Origin of the sequence: Streptococcus sp. 959 (assembly GCF_013277075.1) — a bacterium.
GTDB classification, from domain to species: domain Bacteria; phylum Bacillota; class Bacilli; order Lactobacillales; family Streptococcaceae; genus Streptococcus; species Streptococcus pseudopneumoniae_C.
In genome coordinates this window covers 1-16776 of record NZ_VMMF01000031.1, presented here as the reverse complement: position 1 = coordinate 16776, position 16776 = coordinate 1, and the positions used below count along the sequence as shown (strand labels likewise).

At 40.7% G+C, this 16776-nt stretch carries 16 protein-coding genes and 1 riboswitch; of the genes, 4 read left to right on the top strand and 12 right to left on the bottom strand.

Annotated features, from left to right (window positions below):
- Window positions 1–25: 25 nt before the first annotated feature.
- The 6 genes from fabD to HT717_RS08920 form a co-directional block, all read right to left on the bottom strand.
- Window positions 26–946: an ACP S-malonyltransferase gene (gene fabD / locus HT717_RS08945; RefSeq protein ID WP_049538806.1), complete on the bottom strand. Its 921-nt coding sequence runs from the start codon at window positions 944–946 to the stop codon at window positions 26–28.
- Window positions 939–1913 (bottom strand): enoyl-[acyl-carrier-protein] reductase FabK, encoded by a 975-nt coding sequence (gene fabK / locus HT717_RS08940; protein ID WP_000857439.1) that lies wholly within the window; start codon window positions 1911–1913, stop codon window positions 939–941. The genes fabD and fabK overlap by 8 nt, the downstream gene beginning before the upstream one ends.
- 116 nt (window positions 1914–2029) lie before the next feature.
- Window positions 2030–2254, bottom strand: a complete 225-nt coding sequence (locus HT717_RS08935; protein ID WP_000257838.1) for an acyl carrier protein — start codon at window positions 2252–2254, stop codon at window positions 2030–2032.
- 58 nt (window positions 2255–2312) lie between these two features.
- On the bottom strand, window positions 2313–3287 hold the full coding sequence (locus tag HT717_RS08930; RefSeq protein WP_049538807.1) for a beta-ketoacyl-ACP synthase III: 975 nt from the start codon (window positions 3285–3287) through the stop codon (window positions 2313–2315).
- Entirely contained in the window at window positions 3287–3721 is a 435-nt protein-coding gene (locus HT717_RS08925; protein WP_000386357.1) for a MarR family transcriptional regulator, read from the bottom strand. Before HT717_RS08925 ends, HT717_RS08930 begins: the two co-directional genes overlap by 1 nt.
- 91 nt (window positions 3722–3812) lie before the next feature.
- Window positions 3813–4598, bottom strand: a complete 786-nt coding sequence (locus tag HT717_RS08920) for an enoyl-CoA hydratase (RefSeq protein WP_049538808.1) — start codon at window positions 4596–4598, stop codon at window positions 3813–3815.
- Between the two features lie 208 nt (window positions 4599–4806).
- Here HT717_RS08920 and HT717_RS08915 point away from each other — a divergent pair, with 208 nt between their 5' ends.
- The 3 genes from HT717_RS08915 to serS all read left to right on the top strand — a co-directional run bounded on the left by HT717_RS08915 (window position 4807) and on the right by serS (window position 8033).
- Window positions 4807–6171 carry an aspartate kinase gene (locus tag HT717_RS08915; protein WP_049538809.1) on the top strand — a complete coding sequence of 455 codons (1365 nt, stop codon included), beginning with the start codon at window positions 4807–4809 and terminating at the stop codon, window positions 6169–6171.
- 2 nt (window positions 6172–6173) lie between these two features.
- On the top strand, window positions 6174–6545 hold the full coding sequence (locus HT717_RS08910; protein ID WP_049538810.1) for a DUF956 family protein: 372 nt from the start codon (window positions 6174–6176) through the stop codon (window positions 6543–6545).
- 213 nt (window positions 6546–6758) lie between these two features.
- Entirely contained in the window at window positions 6759–8033 is a 1275-nt protein-coding gene (gene serS, locus HT717_RS08905; RefSeq protein WP_049538811.1) for a serine--tRNA ligase, read from the top strand.
- Between the two features lie 23 nt (window positions 8034–8056).
- On the opposite strand, the gene HT717_RS08900 is transcribed toward serS, so the two are convergent.
- The 6 genes from HT717_RS08900 to HT717_RS08875 form a co-directional block, all read right to left on the bottom strand.
- Window positions 8057–8956: a TDT family transporter gene (locus HT717_RS08900; protein WP_049538813.1), complete on the bottom strand. Its 900-nt coding sequence runs from the start codon at window positions 8954–8956 to the stop codon at window positions 8057–8059.
- Between the two features lie 108 nt (window positions 8957–9064).
- On the bottom strand, window positions 9065–9613 hold the full coding sequence (locus HT717_RS08895; protein ID WP_049538827.1) for a carboxymuconolactone decarboxylase family protein: 549 nt from the start codon (window positions 9611–9613) through the stop codon (window positions 9065–9067).
- 131 nt (window positions 9614–9744) lie between these two features.
- On the bottom strand, window positions 9745–11067 hold the full coding sequence (locus tag HT717_RS08890) for a sodium:alanine symporter family protein (RefSeq protein WP_049538815.1): 1323 nt from the start codon (window positions 11065–11067) through the stop codon (window positions 9745–9747).
- 90 nt (window positions 11068–11157) lie between these two features.
- Window positions 11158–11246: riboswitch (glycine riboswitch) on the bottom strand.
- A 203-nt stretch (window positions 11247–11449) separates the two neighbouring features.
- Entirely contained in the window at window positions 11450–12997 is a 1548-nt protein-coding gene (locus HT717_RS08885) for a DUF6287 domain-containing protein (RefSeq protein ID WP_173305064.1), read from the bottom strand.
- A gap of 134 nt (window positions 12998–13131) precedes the next feature.
- Window positions 13132–14151: a hypothetical protein gene (locus HT717_RS08880; protein WP_049538821.1), complete on the bottom strand. Its 1020-nt coding sequence runs from the start codon at window positions 14149–14151 to the stop codon at window positions 13132–13134.
- A gap of 58 nt (window positions 14152–14209) precedes the next feature.
- Window positions 14210–15586: an N-acetylmuramoyl-L-alanine amidase family protein gene (locus HT717_RS08875; protein ID WP_049538823.1), complete on the bottom strand. Its 1377-nt coding sequence runs from the start codon at window positions 15584–15586 to the stop codon at window positions 14210–14212.
- Between the two features lie 208 nt (window positions 15587–15794).
- Between HT717_RS08875 and HT717_RS08870 the strand changes: the two genes are divergently transcribed.
- The gene (locus HT717_RS08870; protein WP_049540198.1) at window positions 15795–16724 is read left to right on the top strand and encodes a helix-turn-helix transcriptional regulator; all 930 of its coding nucleotides are present in this window, start codon (window positions 15795–15797) and stop codon (window positions 16722–16724) included.
- Window positions 16725–16776 lie beyond the last annotated feature (52 nt).

The window sequence follows — 16776 nt, the reverse complement described above, 5'->3', positions numbered from 1 at the left end:
TCTTGTATTTATGGGAGAAGGATTACTAGTTTCCTAGAAGAGCTTCCAAGCTCGCCTGATCTTCAACAGTGGCTAGTTTAGCCCTTTTATCAATTTTTTTCACAAAGCCTGACAAAACTTTCCCGGGTCCAATCTCGATAAAGTTGGTTACTCCTGCTTCTTGCATAACTGCAATACTCTCATAGAAACGAACCGGTTCCTTGATCTGACGCGTCAAGAGTGGAGCAATGTCTTCTTTTTTCATGACCGTAGCTTCTGTATTGCCAACTAGGGGACAAGTAAAATCTGAAAAACTTACTTGAGCTAGAGTTTCAGCTAGTTTTTGGCTAGCAGGCTCAAGGAGAGCGGTATGAAAGGGACCTGACACCTTGAGAGGAATCAAGCGCTTGGCACCAGCTTCCTGCAAGAGTTCAACAGCTTTGTCAACCGCAACCAATTCTCCACCAATCACGATTTGTGCAGGTGTGTTATAGTTGGCTGGGGTAACCACTCCAAGTTCAGAAGCTTTTTGACAGGCTTCCTCAATGACCTCTACTGGCGTATTGAGAACTGCGACCATCTTGCCAGAACCAGCAGGAGTCGCTTCTTCCATATAGGCTCCACGCTTAGCTACCAAGGCAACCGCATCTTCAAACTCCAAGGCGCCGCTGGCTACCAAGGCAGAATATTCTCCAAGGGACAAACCAGCAACCATATCAGGCTGATAGCCCTTCTCTTGCAATAAACGGTAGATAGCAACTGAAGTCGCTAAAATAGCTGGTTGGGTATAGCGGGTCTGATTGAGTTTTTCTGCTTCTGTATCGATGAGATGACGCAAATCATAACCGAGTACCTGACTCGCTTGATCAATCGTTTCTTTGACAATCGGATACTGATCATAAAGATCCCGTCCCATCCCTAGATACTGGGCACCTTGACCAGCAAATAAAAAAGCTGTTTTAGTCATTTCTTACAACTCCTGCCCAACGAGAGGCTTCTTCTTGAATTTTCTTAGCTGCTCCATAGTACAAATCTTTTAGGATTTCTTCAGCTGTTTCTTCTTTAGAAACAAGCCCTGCAATTTGACCTGCCATGACTGATCCACCATCCACATCTCCGTGAACAACTGCTTTGGCTAGGGCACCTGCTCCCATTTGTTCAAAGATTTCTAAATCAGGATTTTCCTGTTTAAAGGCATCTTTCTCAGCTTTTTCAAAATCACGAGTCAACTGATTTTTAATAGCACGAACAGCATGTCCAAAGTGTTGAGCTGAAATCGTAGTATCAATATCTCTAGCTTTTAAAATCTTGGCCTTATAATTCGGATGGGCATTAGACTCTTTTGCAACGACAAAACGTGTTCCAACCTGAACAGCCTCTGCACCTAGCATAAAGCCAGCGGCAGCACCTTCACCATCTGCAATCCCTCCTGCAGCAATAACAGGAATAGATACAGCGGCAGCTACCTGGCGCACCAAGGTCATGGTTGTTAATTTACCGATATGCCCCCCAGCTTCCATTCCTTCTGCAATAACAGCATCCGCACCGATTTTTTCCATGCGTTTAGCTAGGGCAACACTTGGTACAACAGGAATGACTGTGATCCCAGCTTCATGGAAGCGTTCCATGTATTTGCCAGGATTTCCTGCGCCTGTTGTCACTACCTTAACACCTTCCTCGATAACAAGGTCTACAATATCTTCCACAAAGGGAGACAAGAGCATGATGTTGACACCAAAAGGTTTATCCGTCAATGATTTGATTTTATCAATATTTGCCTTGACAACTTCTTTCGGGGCATTTCCCCCACCGATAATCCCTAGTCCTCCAGCCTTGGAAACAGCCCCTGCCAAATCACCATCAGCAACCCAGGCCATTCCTCCTTGGAAAATAGGATAATCAATGTTCAATAATTCTGTAATACGCGTTTTCATAGTGCCTCCATCATTTCTTGCTTACGTAATAGTTCGATACTGTCATAATTTGAAAATCAAACTATTGCCTAAACAAGAGGGAGCGGGTTTCCCTACTCCTTCTATTTGTATTCTGCTTATTTTGTTTGCTCTTCAACGTAGGCAACCAAGTCACCAACTGTTTTCAAGTCATCTTCTGCTTCGATTTGGATATCAAAAGCATCTTCAATTTCTGAAATTACTTGGAACAAGTCCAATGAATCTGCGTCCAAATCATCAAAAGTTGATTCAAGTGTTACTTCTGATGCGTCTTTTCCAAGTTCTTCAACGATAATTTCTTGTACTTTTTCAAATACTGCCATGATAGGACTCCTTTAAAATAAATAGTTTTTTATAACAATGTGTTCACCACATGATTACCTAAATTGTAAGAATGAGCGTGCCCCAGGTCAAGCCTCCACCGAAGCCTGATAGCAGAACAGTTTGGCTACCATCTAAACGGATGAGACCTTGTTCTACACACTCTGAAAGTAAAATCGGGATACTGGCTGCACTAGTATTGCCATATTCCATCATATTAGCTGGAAGTTTAGCTCGGTCGACACCGATTTTTCTAGCCATTTTATCCAAGATACGGTCATTAGCTTGATGAAGTAGCAGATAATCCAAGTCTGTCGCCTCTATAGGAGACTCATCAATAGTCTGTTTGATAGACTTGGCTACATCTCGAATGGCAAAATCAAAGACTGCGCGCCCATCCATCTTCAAAAAGGACTCTGCATTTTCTTGATCTGAAAATGGAGAATGCAAGCCTGACTGTCCATAAGTTAGACACTCACTACGACTTCCATCACTATTGAGACTCTCTGCCAAGAAATGCTCTTGCTCGCTAGCTTCTAGCAAGACACCACCAGCACCATCTCCAAACAAGACAGCTGTTGATCGGTCTGACCAATCGACTGCCTTAGAGAGGGTTTCACTACCAATCACCAAGCCTTTTTGAAAGCGACCAGAAGCGATAAACTTTTCAGCAGTTGACAAAGCAAATACAAATCCACTGCAAGCAGCTGTTAGGTCAAAAGCAAAAGCTTTTTTTGCACCAATATTAGCTTGGACACGAGCAGCTGTTGAGGGCATCATCGAATCTGGAGTGATGGTAGCTAGGATGATAAAATCCAACTCTTCTCCTGTGATTCCAGCTTTTGCCATCAGTTTCTTCGCAACCTCTGTAGCCAAATCACTGGTAGATTCTGTCCTTGAAATATGCCTTTGTCGTATTCCCGTCCGACTTGAAATCCACTCATCATTGGTATCCATAATCTGGGCCAAATCATGATTTGTAACCACTTGCTCTGGCACATAATGAGCAACCTGGCTTAGTTTTGCAAAAGCCATTATTTCAAATCCTCCAAAAATTGATAAAGTTTCGTCAAACCTTTGCCCATAACCTCAGTTTCTTCCTTGCTCATACCGTCGATAATATTTTCAACCATGGCCTTATGGAAGCGTTTATGAAGTCTGTGAACCAAGCGACCTTTCTTTGTCAAATGCAGATGTACCACACGACGATCCTGCTCTGAGCGAATGCGTTCAATGTACCCCTTACGTTCGAGATTATTTAAACTCGTCGTAACAGTCCCAAGAGTCACCATCAACTCTTTCGACACTTGACTTGGCGTCACGTCTGGGAATTTTCCAATTACATCGATTGTATGGACTTCTTTGATGGAGATATCTTTGAAACGACTACCCCTCAAGCTAACTTCCTCGATGACGAGGACATTGTTAAATATAGATGTTAAATATTCATTAATTCGTTGGTAGTCCAATCTCTTTTCCCTCCCTTTCAAAAAACTTTCACAATCAAAACATTTGACAAGAGAATTATATCAAACTTCAAAGAATGGTGCAAGTATTTTCTTATTTTCCAGTAAATTTCGGTCTTCTTCTCTCCGAATGAGCCCGAACTCCTTCTTTGAAATCTTCTGTTTGGGCCAAGGATTCCTGTAGGTTCAGTTCTAAAGCAGCATAATCTTGCCAATCTTTAAATTGGCTCTCCCATACCAACTTCTTGATGGCTGCATAAGAATTAGCTGACCCGCGTCTCAATTTTTTAAGAAGCTGTTCTCTCGTTTTTTCAAGTTTATCAGCTTCAGAGACCCGATAAACAAGACCCCACTCCAGAGCTTTTTCTGCGGACAAAGCCTCTCCTGTCATGGCTAGTTGAGTTGCACGCGTCACACCAATACTTCGACTCAAAAGATGAATTCCTCCTGCATCCGGAGCCAAGCCAACTCCAACAAAAGCTTGGATAAACTTAGCCTTATCCGTTGCCAGACAGAAATCTGCAGCAACAGCCATATTCGCTGCGGCACCTGCAACAGCACCGTCAACTTCCATTAAAACAGGTTTTCCTATTTGCTTGATTTTATAAGAAATAGTATTGACTAATTCTGCGATTTTCGTCAATGATGGAATATCATCCTCATCCACTGCCCGCTTCATCTCTACCAAATCTCCCCCAACTGAGAAAACTTTTCCATTAGCATTAATCAAGATAAAATGCACAACCGGATCCTCCTCTGCCAGAGTCAGCGCTTCTAAAATCTCCTCACACATAGGAATATGAAAACCATTCGCGACCTCAGGACGATTCAAGGTAAGGATTGCCAAATCCTCTTCAATCTGATAAATAATGTGTTCCATCAGGGCTCCTTTTATTTTATAAGTCTTTTAAATTGTTTTGTTATCAAAGTATAGCTTTTTTAAAACTCGAAAGCAATAAAAAATCGACTAAAAGTGTCTCAGCCGATTGGAAAGGCTCGCTTTATCCTAGAAAGCATCTTATTTTCTTCATTGAAAAAAGGCTTTCTTTCTGCTATAATCGTATAAAATACTTACTTTAGGAGTTCTTATGAAAGTTGTTAAATTTGGAGGTAGCTCTCTTGCCTCTGCTAGTCAATTAGAAAAAGTTTTAAACATCGTCAAAAGCGATTCAGAGCGTCGTTTTGTCGTCGTTTCTGCGCCTGGTAAACGCAATGCTGAAGATACTAAGGTTACGGATGCTTTAATTAAATACTATCGCGACTATGTTGCTGGTAACGATATTAGCAAGAGTCAAAACTGGATTATCGACCGCTATGCTGCTATGGTTAGTGAACTAGGTCTTAAACCAGCTGTGCTAGAAAAAATTTCAAAAAGCATTCGCGCCTTGGCCACTCTTCCTATTGAAGAAAATGAATTTCTCTACGATACTTTCCTAGCAGCGGGTGAAAATAACAATGCCAAATTGATTGCTGCCTACTTTAACCAAAATGGTATTGATGCACGCTATGTGCACCCTCGAGAAGCTGGTATTGTGGTCACAAGTGAACCTGGTCACGCTCGCATCATTCCATCAAGTTATGACAAGATTGAAGAATTGACAAATGCAAATGAAGTCCTTGTCATTCCTGGTTTCTTTGGAGTTACTAAGGAAAATCAAATCTGTACCTTCTCACGTGGAGGATCAGACATTACAGGTTCTATCATTGCTGCAGGTGTTAAGGCAGACCTCTATGAAAACTTTACAGACGTTGATGGTATCTTTGCAGCCCACCCAGGAATTATCCACCAACCACACTCGATTCCTGAGTTGACCTACCGTGAAATGCGCGAGTTGGCCTATGCAGGTTTCTCAGTTCTTCATGACGAAGCCCTTCTTCCTGCCTACCGTGGAAAAATCCCTCTCGTTATCAAGAATACCAACAACCCTGACCATCCAGGTACTCGTATCGTTCTAAAACATAGTAGTGATGAATTTCCAGTTGTGGGAATTGCTGGTGACTCAGGCTTTGTCAGCATCAACATGTCGAAATACCTCATGAACCGTGAGGTTGGATTTGGACGCAAGGTTCTTCAAATCCTTGAAGATCTTAACATCGGTTGGGAACATATGCCAACAGGTATCGACGATCTTTCAATCATCCTCCGTTCTCGCGAACTAACTCCTATCAAGGAAGAAGAAATCCTTCGTCAGTTGGTTCAAAAGGCTGAAGTAGACCATGCAGAAATCGAACACGACCTTTCTATCATTATGATTGTTGGAGAAAAGATGAAGAGCCATATCGGAGTAACTGCTACTGCAACACGTGCTCTATCTGAAAATAAGATCAACATCCAGATGATGTCTCAAGGTTCTAGTGAAGTATCTATTATGTTTGTTGTCCATAAGGACCAAGAGAAAGCAGCTATTAAAGCCCTTTACAATGCCTTTTTCGGTGAAAGTAAGGAAGACTAAGCATGGCTCAATCACTTAACAAAACAGTGCTCCTCAATACGACAGGAACTTCCTACCTCTCTATAGCTGGGAAAGTTGGAAAATTCCTTGTCGGAGATCAGGCTCTGGAATTTTACCCAGATGTTAATGTCGAACAATTTATCCAGATTCCTTGGGACCATATCAACCAGATTGGGGCCAATGTCACTGGTCGCAAAATCAGTCGCCACTTCGAAGTCTTTACAGACAGAGGAAAATTCCTCTTTGCTTCAAAAGACTCAGGGGCCATTCTCAAAATTGCTCGCGAAAAACTAGGCAATGACAAGGTCGTCAAACTTCCTACCCTAATTCAGACAATTAGCCAAAAATTTAAAAATCTATTTGCAAAAAAGTAGAAACTTTAGTATAATCATAGCAACGGATAAGTAAGCTATTTTCTTCTTTCAGAAAGTCTGCGGATGCTGCGAGCAGATAGGAGAGATAGGTGAAATTCTACCGTTAGTAACAATTACATAAACAATCAAGTGCACACCTGTGAAGTTGGATGGAACCGTGGCCCTGCCACTCCAACGCTTTGTCAGGTGTGCTTTTTTCATAAAGGAGTTCTTATGTTAGATATCAAACGTATTCGTACAGACTTTGATGCTGTCGCAGAAAAATTGGCTACACGTGGTGTAAATGCTGCTATCTTGAATGAGATGAAAGAAATCGATGCTAAGCGTCGTGACATCTTGGTCAAGGTTGAAACTCTCAAGGCAGAACGTAACACAGTTTCTGCTGAGATTGCCCAAGCTAAGCGCAACAAGGAAAATGCAGATGACAAGATTGCTGCCATGCAAAATCTATCTGCTGAAGTCAAAGCCTTGGATGCTGAATTGGCAGAAATCGATGCTAAATTGACAGAATTTACCACTACTCTTCCAAATATCCCAGCTGACAGCGTTCCTGTCGGAGCTGACGAAGATGACAATGTGGAAGTTCGCCGTTGGGGGACTCCACGCGAGTTTGACTTCGAGCCAAAAGCTCACTGGGATCTTGGTGAAGACCTTGGTATCCTTGACTGGGAACGCGGTGGTAAGGTAACAGGAGCTCGCTTCCTCTTCTATAAAGGCCTCGGTGCTCGTTTGGAACGTGCTCTCTACAACTTTATGTTGGATGAGCATGGCAAGGAAGGCTATATTGAAGTCATCACGCCTTACATGGTTAACCACGATTCTATGTTTGGTACTGGTCAATATCCAAAATTCAAGGAAGATACTTTTGAATTGAGCGATAGCAATTACGTCCTCATTCCTACAGCTGAAGTTCCTTTAACAAACTACTACCGCGATGAAATCCTGGACGGTAAAGACTTGCCAATCTACTTCACTGCTATGAGTCCATCATTCCGTTCTGAGGCTGGTTCAGCTGGTCGTGATACGCGTGGCTTGATTCGTTTGCACCAATTCCACAAGGTTGAAATGGTTAAATTTGCCAAACCAGAAGAATCTTACGAAGAATTGGAAAAAATGACAGCCAACGCTGAAAATATCCTTCAAAAGCTCAACCTTCCATACCGTGTCGTTGCTCTCTCTACTGGAGATATGGGCTTCTCAGCTGCGAAAACTTACGACTTGGAAGTTTGGATTCCAGCGCAAAACAATTACCGTGAAATCTCAAGCTGTTCAAATACAGAAGATTTCCAAGCCCGTCGTGCTCAAATCCGTTACCGTGATGAAGCTGATGGCAAGGTGAAATTGCTCCATACCTTGAACGGTTCTGGACTTGCAGTTGGACGTACAGTAGCTGCTATTCTTGAAAACTATCAAAATGAAGATGGTTCTGTGACCATCCCAGAAGCTCTTCGTCCTTACATGGGTGGAGCTGAAGTTATCAAACCATAAAAATAAGGTTTAGCTATTTCTAGCTAGACCTTTTTTCGTAACCAAATTAAATAAGCACCTAATACAAAGAATAAAATAGTTAGGCATATAATAGTTTCAGCCAAGACCAGATAATCCAGAAATGGAAGTTTCAAGATTCCCTGAGCCATCTTGAGCGAGGTAGCTGTGATAATGGTTGGGAAAGTAAGGGCTGAGAAGGCTGGTTGAAAGCCTTGTTTTAAAATATTGGGCAGGCGAGTCAAAACAAAGAAAAAGAAAGATTGAGAAGCCAAGATCATGACGATTAAGAGCCAAGTCGGTAGACTGGCTCCTCCAACTCGAACTAGAGAAGCCAAGAGTAGAGAGAAGGGAGCACAGTAGATTCCTTCTTGTCCAAGCATGGCTAGTGGGAGTGGATGTTTCTTTAAATCGCTATAAATAAGCGGGTAGAGATAGAAGGTCAAGAGAAATCCAAAACTCAAGGTCGCATAGGCAATTTCGATGATGCCTACAAGAGGATAGGTCAAGGCTGCTACTGCTATCCCCACATAAAGCACCGTCCAGCTTGGAGTCGCATGAACCCTTCGACCTGGACAGGCAAACTTGATGGTGAAACCAGCAATCAAGGCCAAATCCAAGAGAAATGAAAACCACCAGAGACCCTGCGCTACTAAAGGAAGATGAGGGAATACGCGAAAGACATAGGTAGATAAAATCATCCCAGCCATGGGAAAGGTTGCCATCCCTGATAAAAGAGGGGGCTTGGTCAATTCTTTCTTGGTTTCCTTCCAATTAAAGAGATGTAGAATTAGAAAATAAATCCACAAAATCAAACCTGTCAGACTAAAAAGATGGGACAGAACCGGCAACGTATCTAAAATAAGATTTCCAGCTCCTGCTAAACCTAGCAAACAACCAGAAAATACCAAGGGGAGTTTTTTCATCCTAACCTCCAATAATCATGTTAGTTTCAGTATAGCATAAAAGCGCTTAAATGAGGGGATAAAAAACGAAGTCCGATTATTTCAGACTTCATTTTACTCAGATATGAATTAAGCATAAGGTTGCAATTCTGGGTTAATTGGTGTATTGGCTAGATTGTTGGCATAGTTACAGAGACTTGCTAGGCTGACACCAAGAACCACATCCAAGGCATTTTGTTGGGTATAGCCAACTTCTAGAAACTCAGACAAGGCTTCATCTCCTACACGACCCTTGGTATTGATAACTGCCAAGGTAAACTTAGCTAGGGTGTCCAATTTAGGATCTGTTTCAATTGGAGTACGATTGCGAAGGGCTTGAAGCAGGTCATCGTTCATCTGGATCTGTTTAATTGAAAAGGCTGTGTGACCTGCGACGCAGAAGGCACAACCATTTGTCACAGCTGCCGTGATTTGCACTACTTCGCGCTCAACAGGTGTCAGGCTGTTGCGACGGTTGATAGCTCCGACAGTACGGTAAGCCTCTAAAGCAGTCGGTGCATTAGCCAAGAGACCGATTAGGTTAGGAATATAGCCATTGTTATCTTTTTCTACTGTTTCAAGAACTTCTTTCACTTCTGCTGGTGCTGATTCTACTGTATGGATTGTAAATGTTGTCATCATAAAACCTCTTTTCATGTTGTTGAAATCTAGTCTATCACAGATTCTATACCGTGTATAATATATATTTTAAATTGCACTGATAGAAATTTTTTATGAAAGCAAAAAATCACACGCGATGTGTGATTCTATTATTTATTAAAATACTTTTTAGTCTCAGCAATAACAACTGGTGATAAAACTAAGAGAGCAATCAAGTTTGGCAGAGCCATCAAAGCGTTGACAATATCAGCAATAATCCAGACCATATCCAACTCGATAAAACCTCCCAGCAAGACCATGAGCACAAAAATCACACGGTAGAGCCAGATAAAACGAACCCCAAAGAGAAACTCGAAACAGCGTTCTCCATAGTAGTTCCAACCTAGAATCGTTGTAAAGGCAAAAAGTACAAGGAAGATAGTCAAGAGGGCAGGCCCAAAGTGAGAAAATACTGTTGAGAAGGCTGACTGAGTCAAAGCCACTCCATTCAAGTCACTATTCCATACTCCAGTTACCAAGATGGTCAAACCAGTCAGAGTACAAATGATGAGGGTATCAATAAAGGTTCCTGTCATGGAAATCAAACCTTGCTCTACTGGTTCATTTGTCTTAGCCGCAGCAGCTGCAATGGGAGCAGAACCCAGACCAGATTCGTTTGAGAAGACACCACGCGCCACACCATTTTGGATAGCCATCCGAATGCTAGCACCAGCAAATCCACCTACCGCAGCAACAGGACTAAAGGCTGATGTCAAGATTAAAGCGACTGTAGCAGGAAGTTTTCCAATATTGAAGAAAATAACTGTAAGAGTTCCCAAAATATAGATGATAGCCATAAAAGGAACAACGGCTGTCGAAACCTTTGAAATAGACTTGAGTCCTCCAAAAACAGCAATCGCTACTAAGACAGACAAAACGAGAGCCGTAATAGCTGGCGAAATAGTCGTTGTATTTTGGACAGATTCTGTAATCGAGTTGACTTGGGTAAAGGTTCCGATTCCTAACAAAGCTACTAAGACACCTGCAATAGCAAAGAAGATAGCAAGTGGTCGCCACTTTTCTCCCATCCCTAGAAGAATATAGTGCATTGGACCTCCTGCAACAGCACCGTTATCGTCTTTAGTCCTGTATTTGATAGCCAATAAACCTTCCGCATACTTGGTTGCCATTCCAAAGAAAGCCGCCATCCACATCCAAAATAGAGCTCCTGGTCCACCGACCTTGATAGCTGTCGCCACCCCGATAATATTTCCCGTACCAACTGTCGCTGCCAGGGCTGTACACAAGGCCGCAAAACTGGAGACATCCCCATGCCCCTTATCCTTGATAAAAATAAGCTGAAAGGCCTTAGAGAGACGCAAAACCTGCAAAAGTCCTAAACGGACAGTTAGGTAAATCCCTGTTCCGACCAATAAAATCAAGAGGGGTGGACCCCAAGCAAAAGCATCGATTGATTTAAGCAATTCTAACATTTCCTTCTCCTATCTTTTCAACCCCAAAAGAAAGAGCACATGCAAGATACATGTACTCTGGAATGCTTAGATAAATGCTAAAAAGCGGTCTATCCTAGCTCTGTCCTTTTACCTGAGAGTTTGAGCAGTTGCCTGCCTTGCCCCTTCGGTGCCTTTACGGTCTCTCCAGAGTTCCGTCCATTTACAGTCATGAAAAATCAAACGATTTGCCACTTCTATTAAACTTCATTCGGTGTTGGTATTTAATTGATTATTATTTTACAAAAAATGTTGGCTTTTGTCAATGTTTTTTGGAAAAATCTTATTTGACTCTGTAGAAGAAAGATTGAGCATTCCCATGTGCATGGGGTTCTATTAATTATTAAATCAATCTGTGTCACTCCTATTCCACACGATATAAGAATTGTTCTGGTTTATTATGTACTGGAAATGAAGCACGATAGATGATTCTATCTTTACTTATATCCGAAGCGTCTGATATTAATCCATCCATTGATGTCTCATCAGGTATTCTAACACCTGCTGGTATGAATTGAATAAAGACTCCAAAAGATGGACCTGAATAGCGAGCTCGTAGAAAATCATTGACTATTTCTGATTCTGCAAGGTCAACTTTAAATCCCTCTGGCGCTATCAACCCATCTTTACTAAAGACTAAGTCTTCTCCTCCATGACCATTACTCCATTTTCCCTCAATACTAGAGAAATCTCCATTTTTTATGGCATTAATGTCCATTTTCCCAGAAGTATTTTGATTTGATGAAGATGCTGTTGCAGCAAATTTTTCTGTTACAGATTTCCAAGTCAGACTAGATAGATTCATTCGAGCACCAGGACTGACTTCATCCTCTGTCTTAGCTTCTTTAACCTTCTCTAGTTTGTCCCCACTACTATTCAATTTCCAAATGGTATGAATGGTCTGTGGATCTCCTGCGAACGGATTCCACTGGGTATAGAGATTACCATTTTCTAATAGATAGGCCTTGAAACGTGTTCCAAGCATCTGCATTTTATTTTCAGCATTGGTGAGGCGAATAACTTTCTGATCTTTGAGTGTAAAAATATCTAAAATCTCACTACCATTTTTCGAAGAGACAATCAATTCATCAATACCATTTTTATCCATATCAACCATTGCATAGGTAAAGGCTTGACTGCGTTCTGCCATCCCTGCATAGATATTAGCAGTTAGATTGATGTTATCCTTAACCTCTGACTTATGGTCTAAAATAAATTCATAATCCTTCAAAATACTATTATAAGGACTGTAATCTACACTTGGTTTCCCCTTGTCTGCACTGCTTCCGCCAGGAATCTTATCTGAAACAGACTTCCAGCTCAAAGTCTCTAGAGAAATGGGTGAACCGACCCCAAGATCCGCTAGTTCTTGAGCTTCCTTATCCTTTACCAAAGACTGCCCATCTTCACTAAATTGGTAGTGAGCATAAATGTGACTCGTTGCTGTACCAGCTCCACGATAGAGCAGAGAATTGTCTGGAAGGATACCGACTGTCATTCTCTCACCAATCTGGTCTAAACGATTCTCTTGATTGGTCAAACGAATCACCTTTTCGTCTTTCAGCGTACGAATATCAAGTAAACTCTTTTCGCCACTCTTCATTTCAAGAGCAAGCAAGAGTTCATCCACTCCGTCGTTATTCAAATCCGTTTTGTGGTAAACCACATCTGTATAAAAGCCTTGAGAAGACTTTACTTGACTAGCCAGAGGATTGACATCCATACCTGTCGGTAAAGTACCTTTCGCTACTTTTTCATAGTCATCCAGAACCTTATTGTAGTAACTGTAATCTATATCTGGACTTGCTACTTCCTCGGTTACTGGTTCCGCGCTTTTATTCCAAGGTAGATACTGACACCCTCCTAGAACTAGTGTCAGTGAAAGTGTTGTAGCTAATAATAACTTTTTCATATTACTCCCTTATCTAAGAGAAAGGAACCAGCCTATGCCAATTCCTTTCGCTATTTTTAGTGTATCAAAATGTTACCTATTCGCAAATTGTTTTCTATTTATTTGTTATAAGCCATTTCTCACAAGCTATCATTCTAGCGAACCCACTTACCTGAGCCATCTACTTGGTAGCCATCTGGGGTACGTTCATTAACCGCCATCTTACCATTTGACTTGAGATAGTAGTCGCCTACCCATGTGTTACGAGCATAGCTGCCTTCTGATGTTAGGTAATAGTAAGAGCTATAGCTGCTATCATAGATCCACTCACTCTTAGCCATTTTACCATCTGATTTAAGGTAGTAACTTCCAGCCCAGGCATTACGTGCATAGCTACCCTCTGCTGTCAAGTAATAGTATGATTGATAGTTATTGTCATAAATCCACTCGCTCTTAGCCATATAGCCACCTGATTTGAGGTAGTAACTTCCAGCCCAAGCATTTTGAACAAAGTTACCTGAGGCATTTAGGTAGAAGTAAGAATTGTACTGAACATCAAAAATCCATTGATTCACTACTTTCACACCAGCTTGATAGTAAGAAGAACCTGACCATCCAGTTTGACCTGAGTTAGAGTTAGTAGATTGTTTTGGAGTTTCAGTAGCTTTTGGTTTTTCCGTTTCTTTAGGAGTTGAAGAGTCTAGAGGATTGACATATTTTTCATTCTTAACAGTGAATGTAGCTGATTTACCGCTGAAAATATGTAAAGTTTTAGAAGTTAGTTCATCTTCACTATAAAATTTTAGATAATATTCTCCATCAGGTACACTTGAAAAAGTTGTAGAATCTTGTAAAGTACGGGGTACAGACGCAGCATCAAATCTTCTTCCTAAAGCTTCTTTTTTAGCTATTTGTCCAGTATTTTTATTTATAAGATCTGCTCGTATATACGCATATGAGCTACCAGGTACACTTTGAACAGTCATATCAACATAGATTTTTTCATTTTCTGAACCTGGAGTAATCTTAGATTTTACCTCATGATTCTCGGTACGAGTAATCTCTGCATGTACTGTTTGCGCTGAAAAAGGTAAAACTCCTGCTGTGTCAATTGTTGATACTACTCCGACTGTTGAAAGTACCAAAGCACATACTAATAATTTCTTTTTGTTCATGTTATTCATTTCCTTTATTTTATTTTTAATATTTATTTGTTTAAAAACTATCACTCATCTATCCGACAAAACGATGGTTCTTCACACGAAAGACAACAGATTGTCCATCGTATACCTTGCCATCTTGTCCTTTTCCTTTGATAACAAAGCGATAACTACCATCTGGAGTGGCACTAAAGAAGTGACGAGTTTGAAAAGCACGTAGACTTGGATTGTAGGTCACAGTAAACTGGGTTTGTGTAGAAACTGAACCTGTATTTGCATCAACTAAGGCAAAATCATAGGCTACTTGATAAGATGAAGATGGAGTACTAGGTAGAGCGATATCAATATAGGTCATAGCATCATTGACATGATAAAGGCTTACTCCCAATGATGTTGCTTGTGAACTGCTTGCTGTATGAGTTCCCTCAGAACTAATCCACTTGCCTGAGCCATCAACTTGATAACCATCTGGTGTACGCTCATTCACTGCCATCTTACCATTTGACTTAAGATAATAATCACCTACCCATGTATTACGAGCATAGCTTCCTTCTGATGTTAAGTAATAGTATGAGCTGTAGTTATTGTCATAAATCCACTCACCTTTAGCCATCTTACCATTTGACTTGAGATAGTAATCGCCTACCCATGTATTGCGAGCGTAACTTCCTTCCGACGTTAGGTAATAATATGAACTGTAGTTCTTATCATAGATCCACTCGCTTTTAGCCATCTTACCGTTTGACTTGAGATAATAATTACCCACCCAAGTGTTACGGGCATAGTAACCATCTGAGGTTAAGTAATAATAAGCTCCATAGTTCTTATCATAAATCCACTCACTCTTAGCCATGTATCCACCTGACTTAAGATAATAATCACCCACCCAAGCATTTTGAACATAATTACCTGAAGCATCTAGGTAGAAGTAGGAATCATAGTTCTTATCGAAAATCCACTTACTAGTGACTTTAGTGCCATTTTGGTAGTAAGAAGAACCTGACCAGCCAGATGGAACTGTAGATTTTGGAATTGGAGTTGGATCTGGGGTTGGTTTTTTATCCGATTGTGGAATTGGAGCTGGATTTGGAGTTGGTTTTTTATCCGTCAGCTTCTTAACAGCCTCTTTAAACTCTTCTACAGTCCCCTTCCACTCTATGTAATTAGCACCAGACTTATTCTCATTAGCTATATAGTTGCGATCAGATTCTAGGAAATAAGATAATTCTGGAGTAGTTTTTGTAGCCGAAATAATGGGACGATTGACAGTACCTCTCCAATTTTTAAATACTTCTGAACCCTTCGGAACAAGAATATAGTATTGTGCAGATGGATTAATCGTCTGGGTGTCAGCTCTAACTGTTGACACAAAGAAAGGATTTGTATCACTTGTTGTAGTTGCAAAACCCACCGCTAAAACAGCTGAAGCAAGTAAAATGTATTTTTTCATCAAGAATCTCCTTTAAGATTTTATTGTTTACGCTTACAGTATAGCATGGTATTTACCTTATTTACGAAAAGCGTATCTATATTTACCTTTATTGAACAATTACCCCCCCCCCCCGAAAAAACGTAACTATAATTACTTTTTTCTAAAAATTCCCTTAAAAACTGGTAGAATTATGGTAGGATGAAAAAAAGACTTGAGGAGATTTAGGATGCAAGATGAAAGTATTTATGGATTAGTCTATAAGGCCATCCGTGAGGAAAGAGGGTTTACACAGAAGGAAGCTGCTGGGACTACAGTGACTCCTCATTTTTTACGTCAGTTTGAGCAAGGGAAATCTCGAATAACCATTCAAAAATTTGAAGAGATTCTTTCTAATATTGGAATTGATAAGGAGACCTTTGATAGTCTCAAAACACAGATGTTTCCAACGGAATTTCATAAATTACAGGCTCAAGTTGCTGATTTGGCCTATAAGCGTGAATTTAAAAAGATCATTAGTTTGATTAATCAACCCATGGAAAATCCTGGGATCGCTGAACACTATGTGATTGCCAATCGTGTAGTCAATAAATTTGCTATCGCAAACATCATCGGCGATTCTTTTCTGACTCCAAAAGATTACCAAGAACTAGAATATATCAAAAACTATCTGAGTGAATTAGACGACTGGAACAAAATTGAGGTCAATATCTTTTCATCTATCCTGCCTCACTTTTCAATCGAATTTTTAGATTATAGGCTCTACCACTTATTAGATACTCTAAAAAAACAGACTGAATACCATTCAATCCGTACTGCTGACTACTATATTGCCTGCTTAAGAACTGCTATCAAGCATTACTCTGTTAATGGCTACTATGATAAAGCTGAGAGCTTAGCTGTGAAAACCTTGGAAGTGATTAATACTTTCCCTCTACTGAGCACCAAGATGACAGAGATGATTAGTCTTTCCATGGAACGGGCTAATAATTTTCTCAGAAAAGATGATGTCAGAGGTCTAGAGCTTGCTAAACATATCTTTGCCAGTCTTGATAACTTTGAAAAGGTCTATCCAAATCAACTTCTGACTCGAATGAGAGAGGATTTCTTTGTTACTGTCACACAACTCAATCACACTGGACAACCTTTAGATGTCTAGTCTAGAAATAAAAAAAGCTTGAGGAACCACATATGTACTGACCCCAAAAAGT

Bases quoted from the DNA above. Each gene is read 5' to 3' on its own strand.
- HT717_RS08935 (WP_000257838.1), bottom strand. From the start codon at position 2,254: ATGGCAGTATTTGAAAAAGTACAAGAAATTATCGTTGAAGAACTTGGA.
- HT717_RS08875 (WP_049538823.1), bottom strand. From the start codon at position 15,586: ATGAAAAAATACATTTTACTTGCTTCAGCTGTTTTAGCGGTGGGTTTT.
- serS (WP_049538811.1), top strand. From the start codon at position 6,759: ATGTTAGATATCAAACGTATTCGTACAGACTTTGATGCTGTCGCAGAA.
- HT717_RS08920 (WP_049538808.1), bottom strand. From the start codon at position 4,598: ATGGAACACATTATTTATCAGATTGAAGAGGATTTGGCAATCCTTACC.
- fabK (WP_000857439.1), bottom strand. From the start codon at position 1,913: ATGAAAACGCGTATTACAGAATTATTGAACATTGATTATCCTATTTTC.
- HT717_RS08900 (WP_049538813.1), bottom strand. From the start codon at position 8,956: ATGAAAAAACTCCCCTTGGTATTTTCTGGTTGTTTGCTAGGTTTAGCA.
- HT717_RS08885 (WP_173305064.1), bottom strand. From the start codon at position 12,997: ATGAAAAAGTTATTATTAGCTACAACACTTTCACTGACACTAGTTCTA.
- HT717_RS08870 (WP_049540198.1), top strand. From the start codon at position 15,795: ATGCAAGATGAAAGTATTTATGGATTAGTCTATAAGGCCATCCGTGAG.
- HT717_RS08910 (WP_049538810.1), top strand. From the start codon at position 6,174: ATGGCTCAATCACTTAACAAAACAGTGCTCCTCAATACGACAGGAACT.
- HT717_RS08890 (WP_049538815.1), bottom strand. From the start codon at position 11,067: ATGTTAGAATTGCTTAAATCAATCGATGCTTTTGCTTGGGGTCCACCC.
- fabD (WP_049538806.1), bottom strand. From the start codon at position 946: ATGACTAAAACAGCTTTTTTATTTGCTGGTCAAGGTGCCCAGTATCTA.
- HT717_RS08880 (WP_049538821.1), bottom strand. From the start codon at position 14,151: ATGAACAAAAAGAAATTATTAGTATGTGCTTTGGTACTTTCAACAGTC.
- HT717_RS08930 (WP_049538807.1), bottom strand. From the start codon at position 3,287: ATGGCTTTTGCAAAACTAAGCCAGGTTGCTCATTATGTGCCAGAGCAA.
- HT717_RS08915 (WP_049538809.1), top strand. From the start codon at position 4,807: ATGAAAGTTGTTAAATTTGGAGGTAGCTCTCTTGCCTCTGCTAGTCAA.
- HT717_RS08895 (WP_049538827.1), bottom strand. From the start codon at position 9,613: ATGACAACATTTACAATCCATACAGTAGAATCAGCACCAGCAGAAGTG.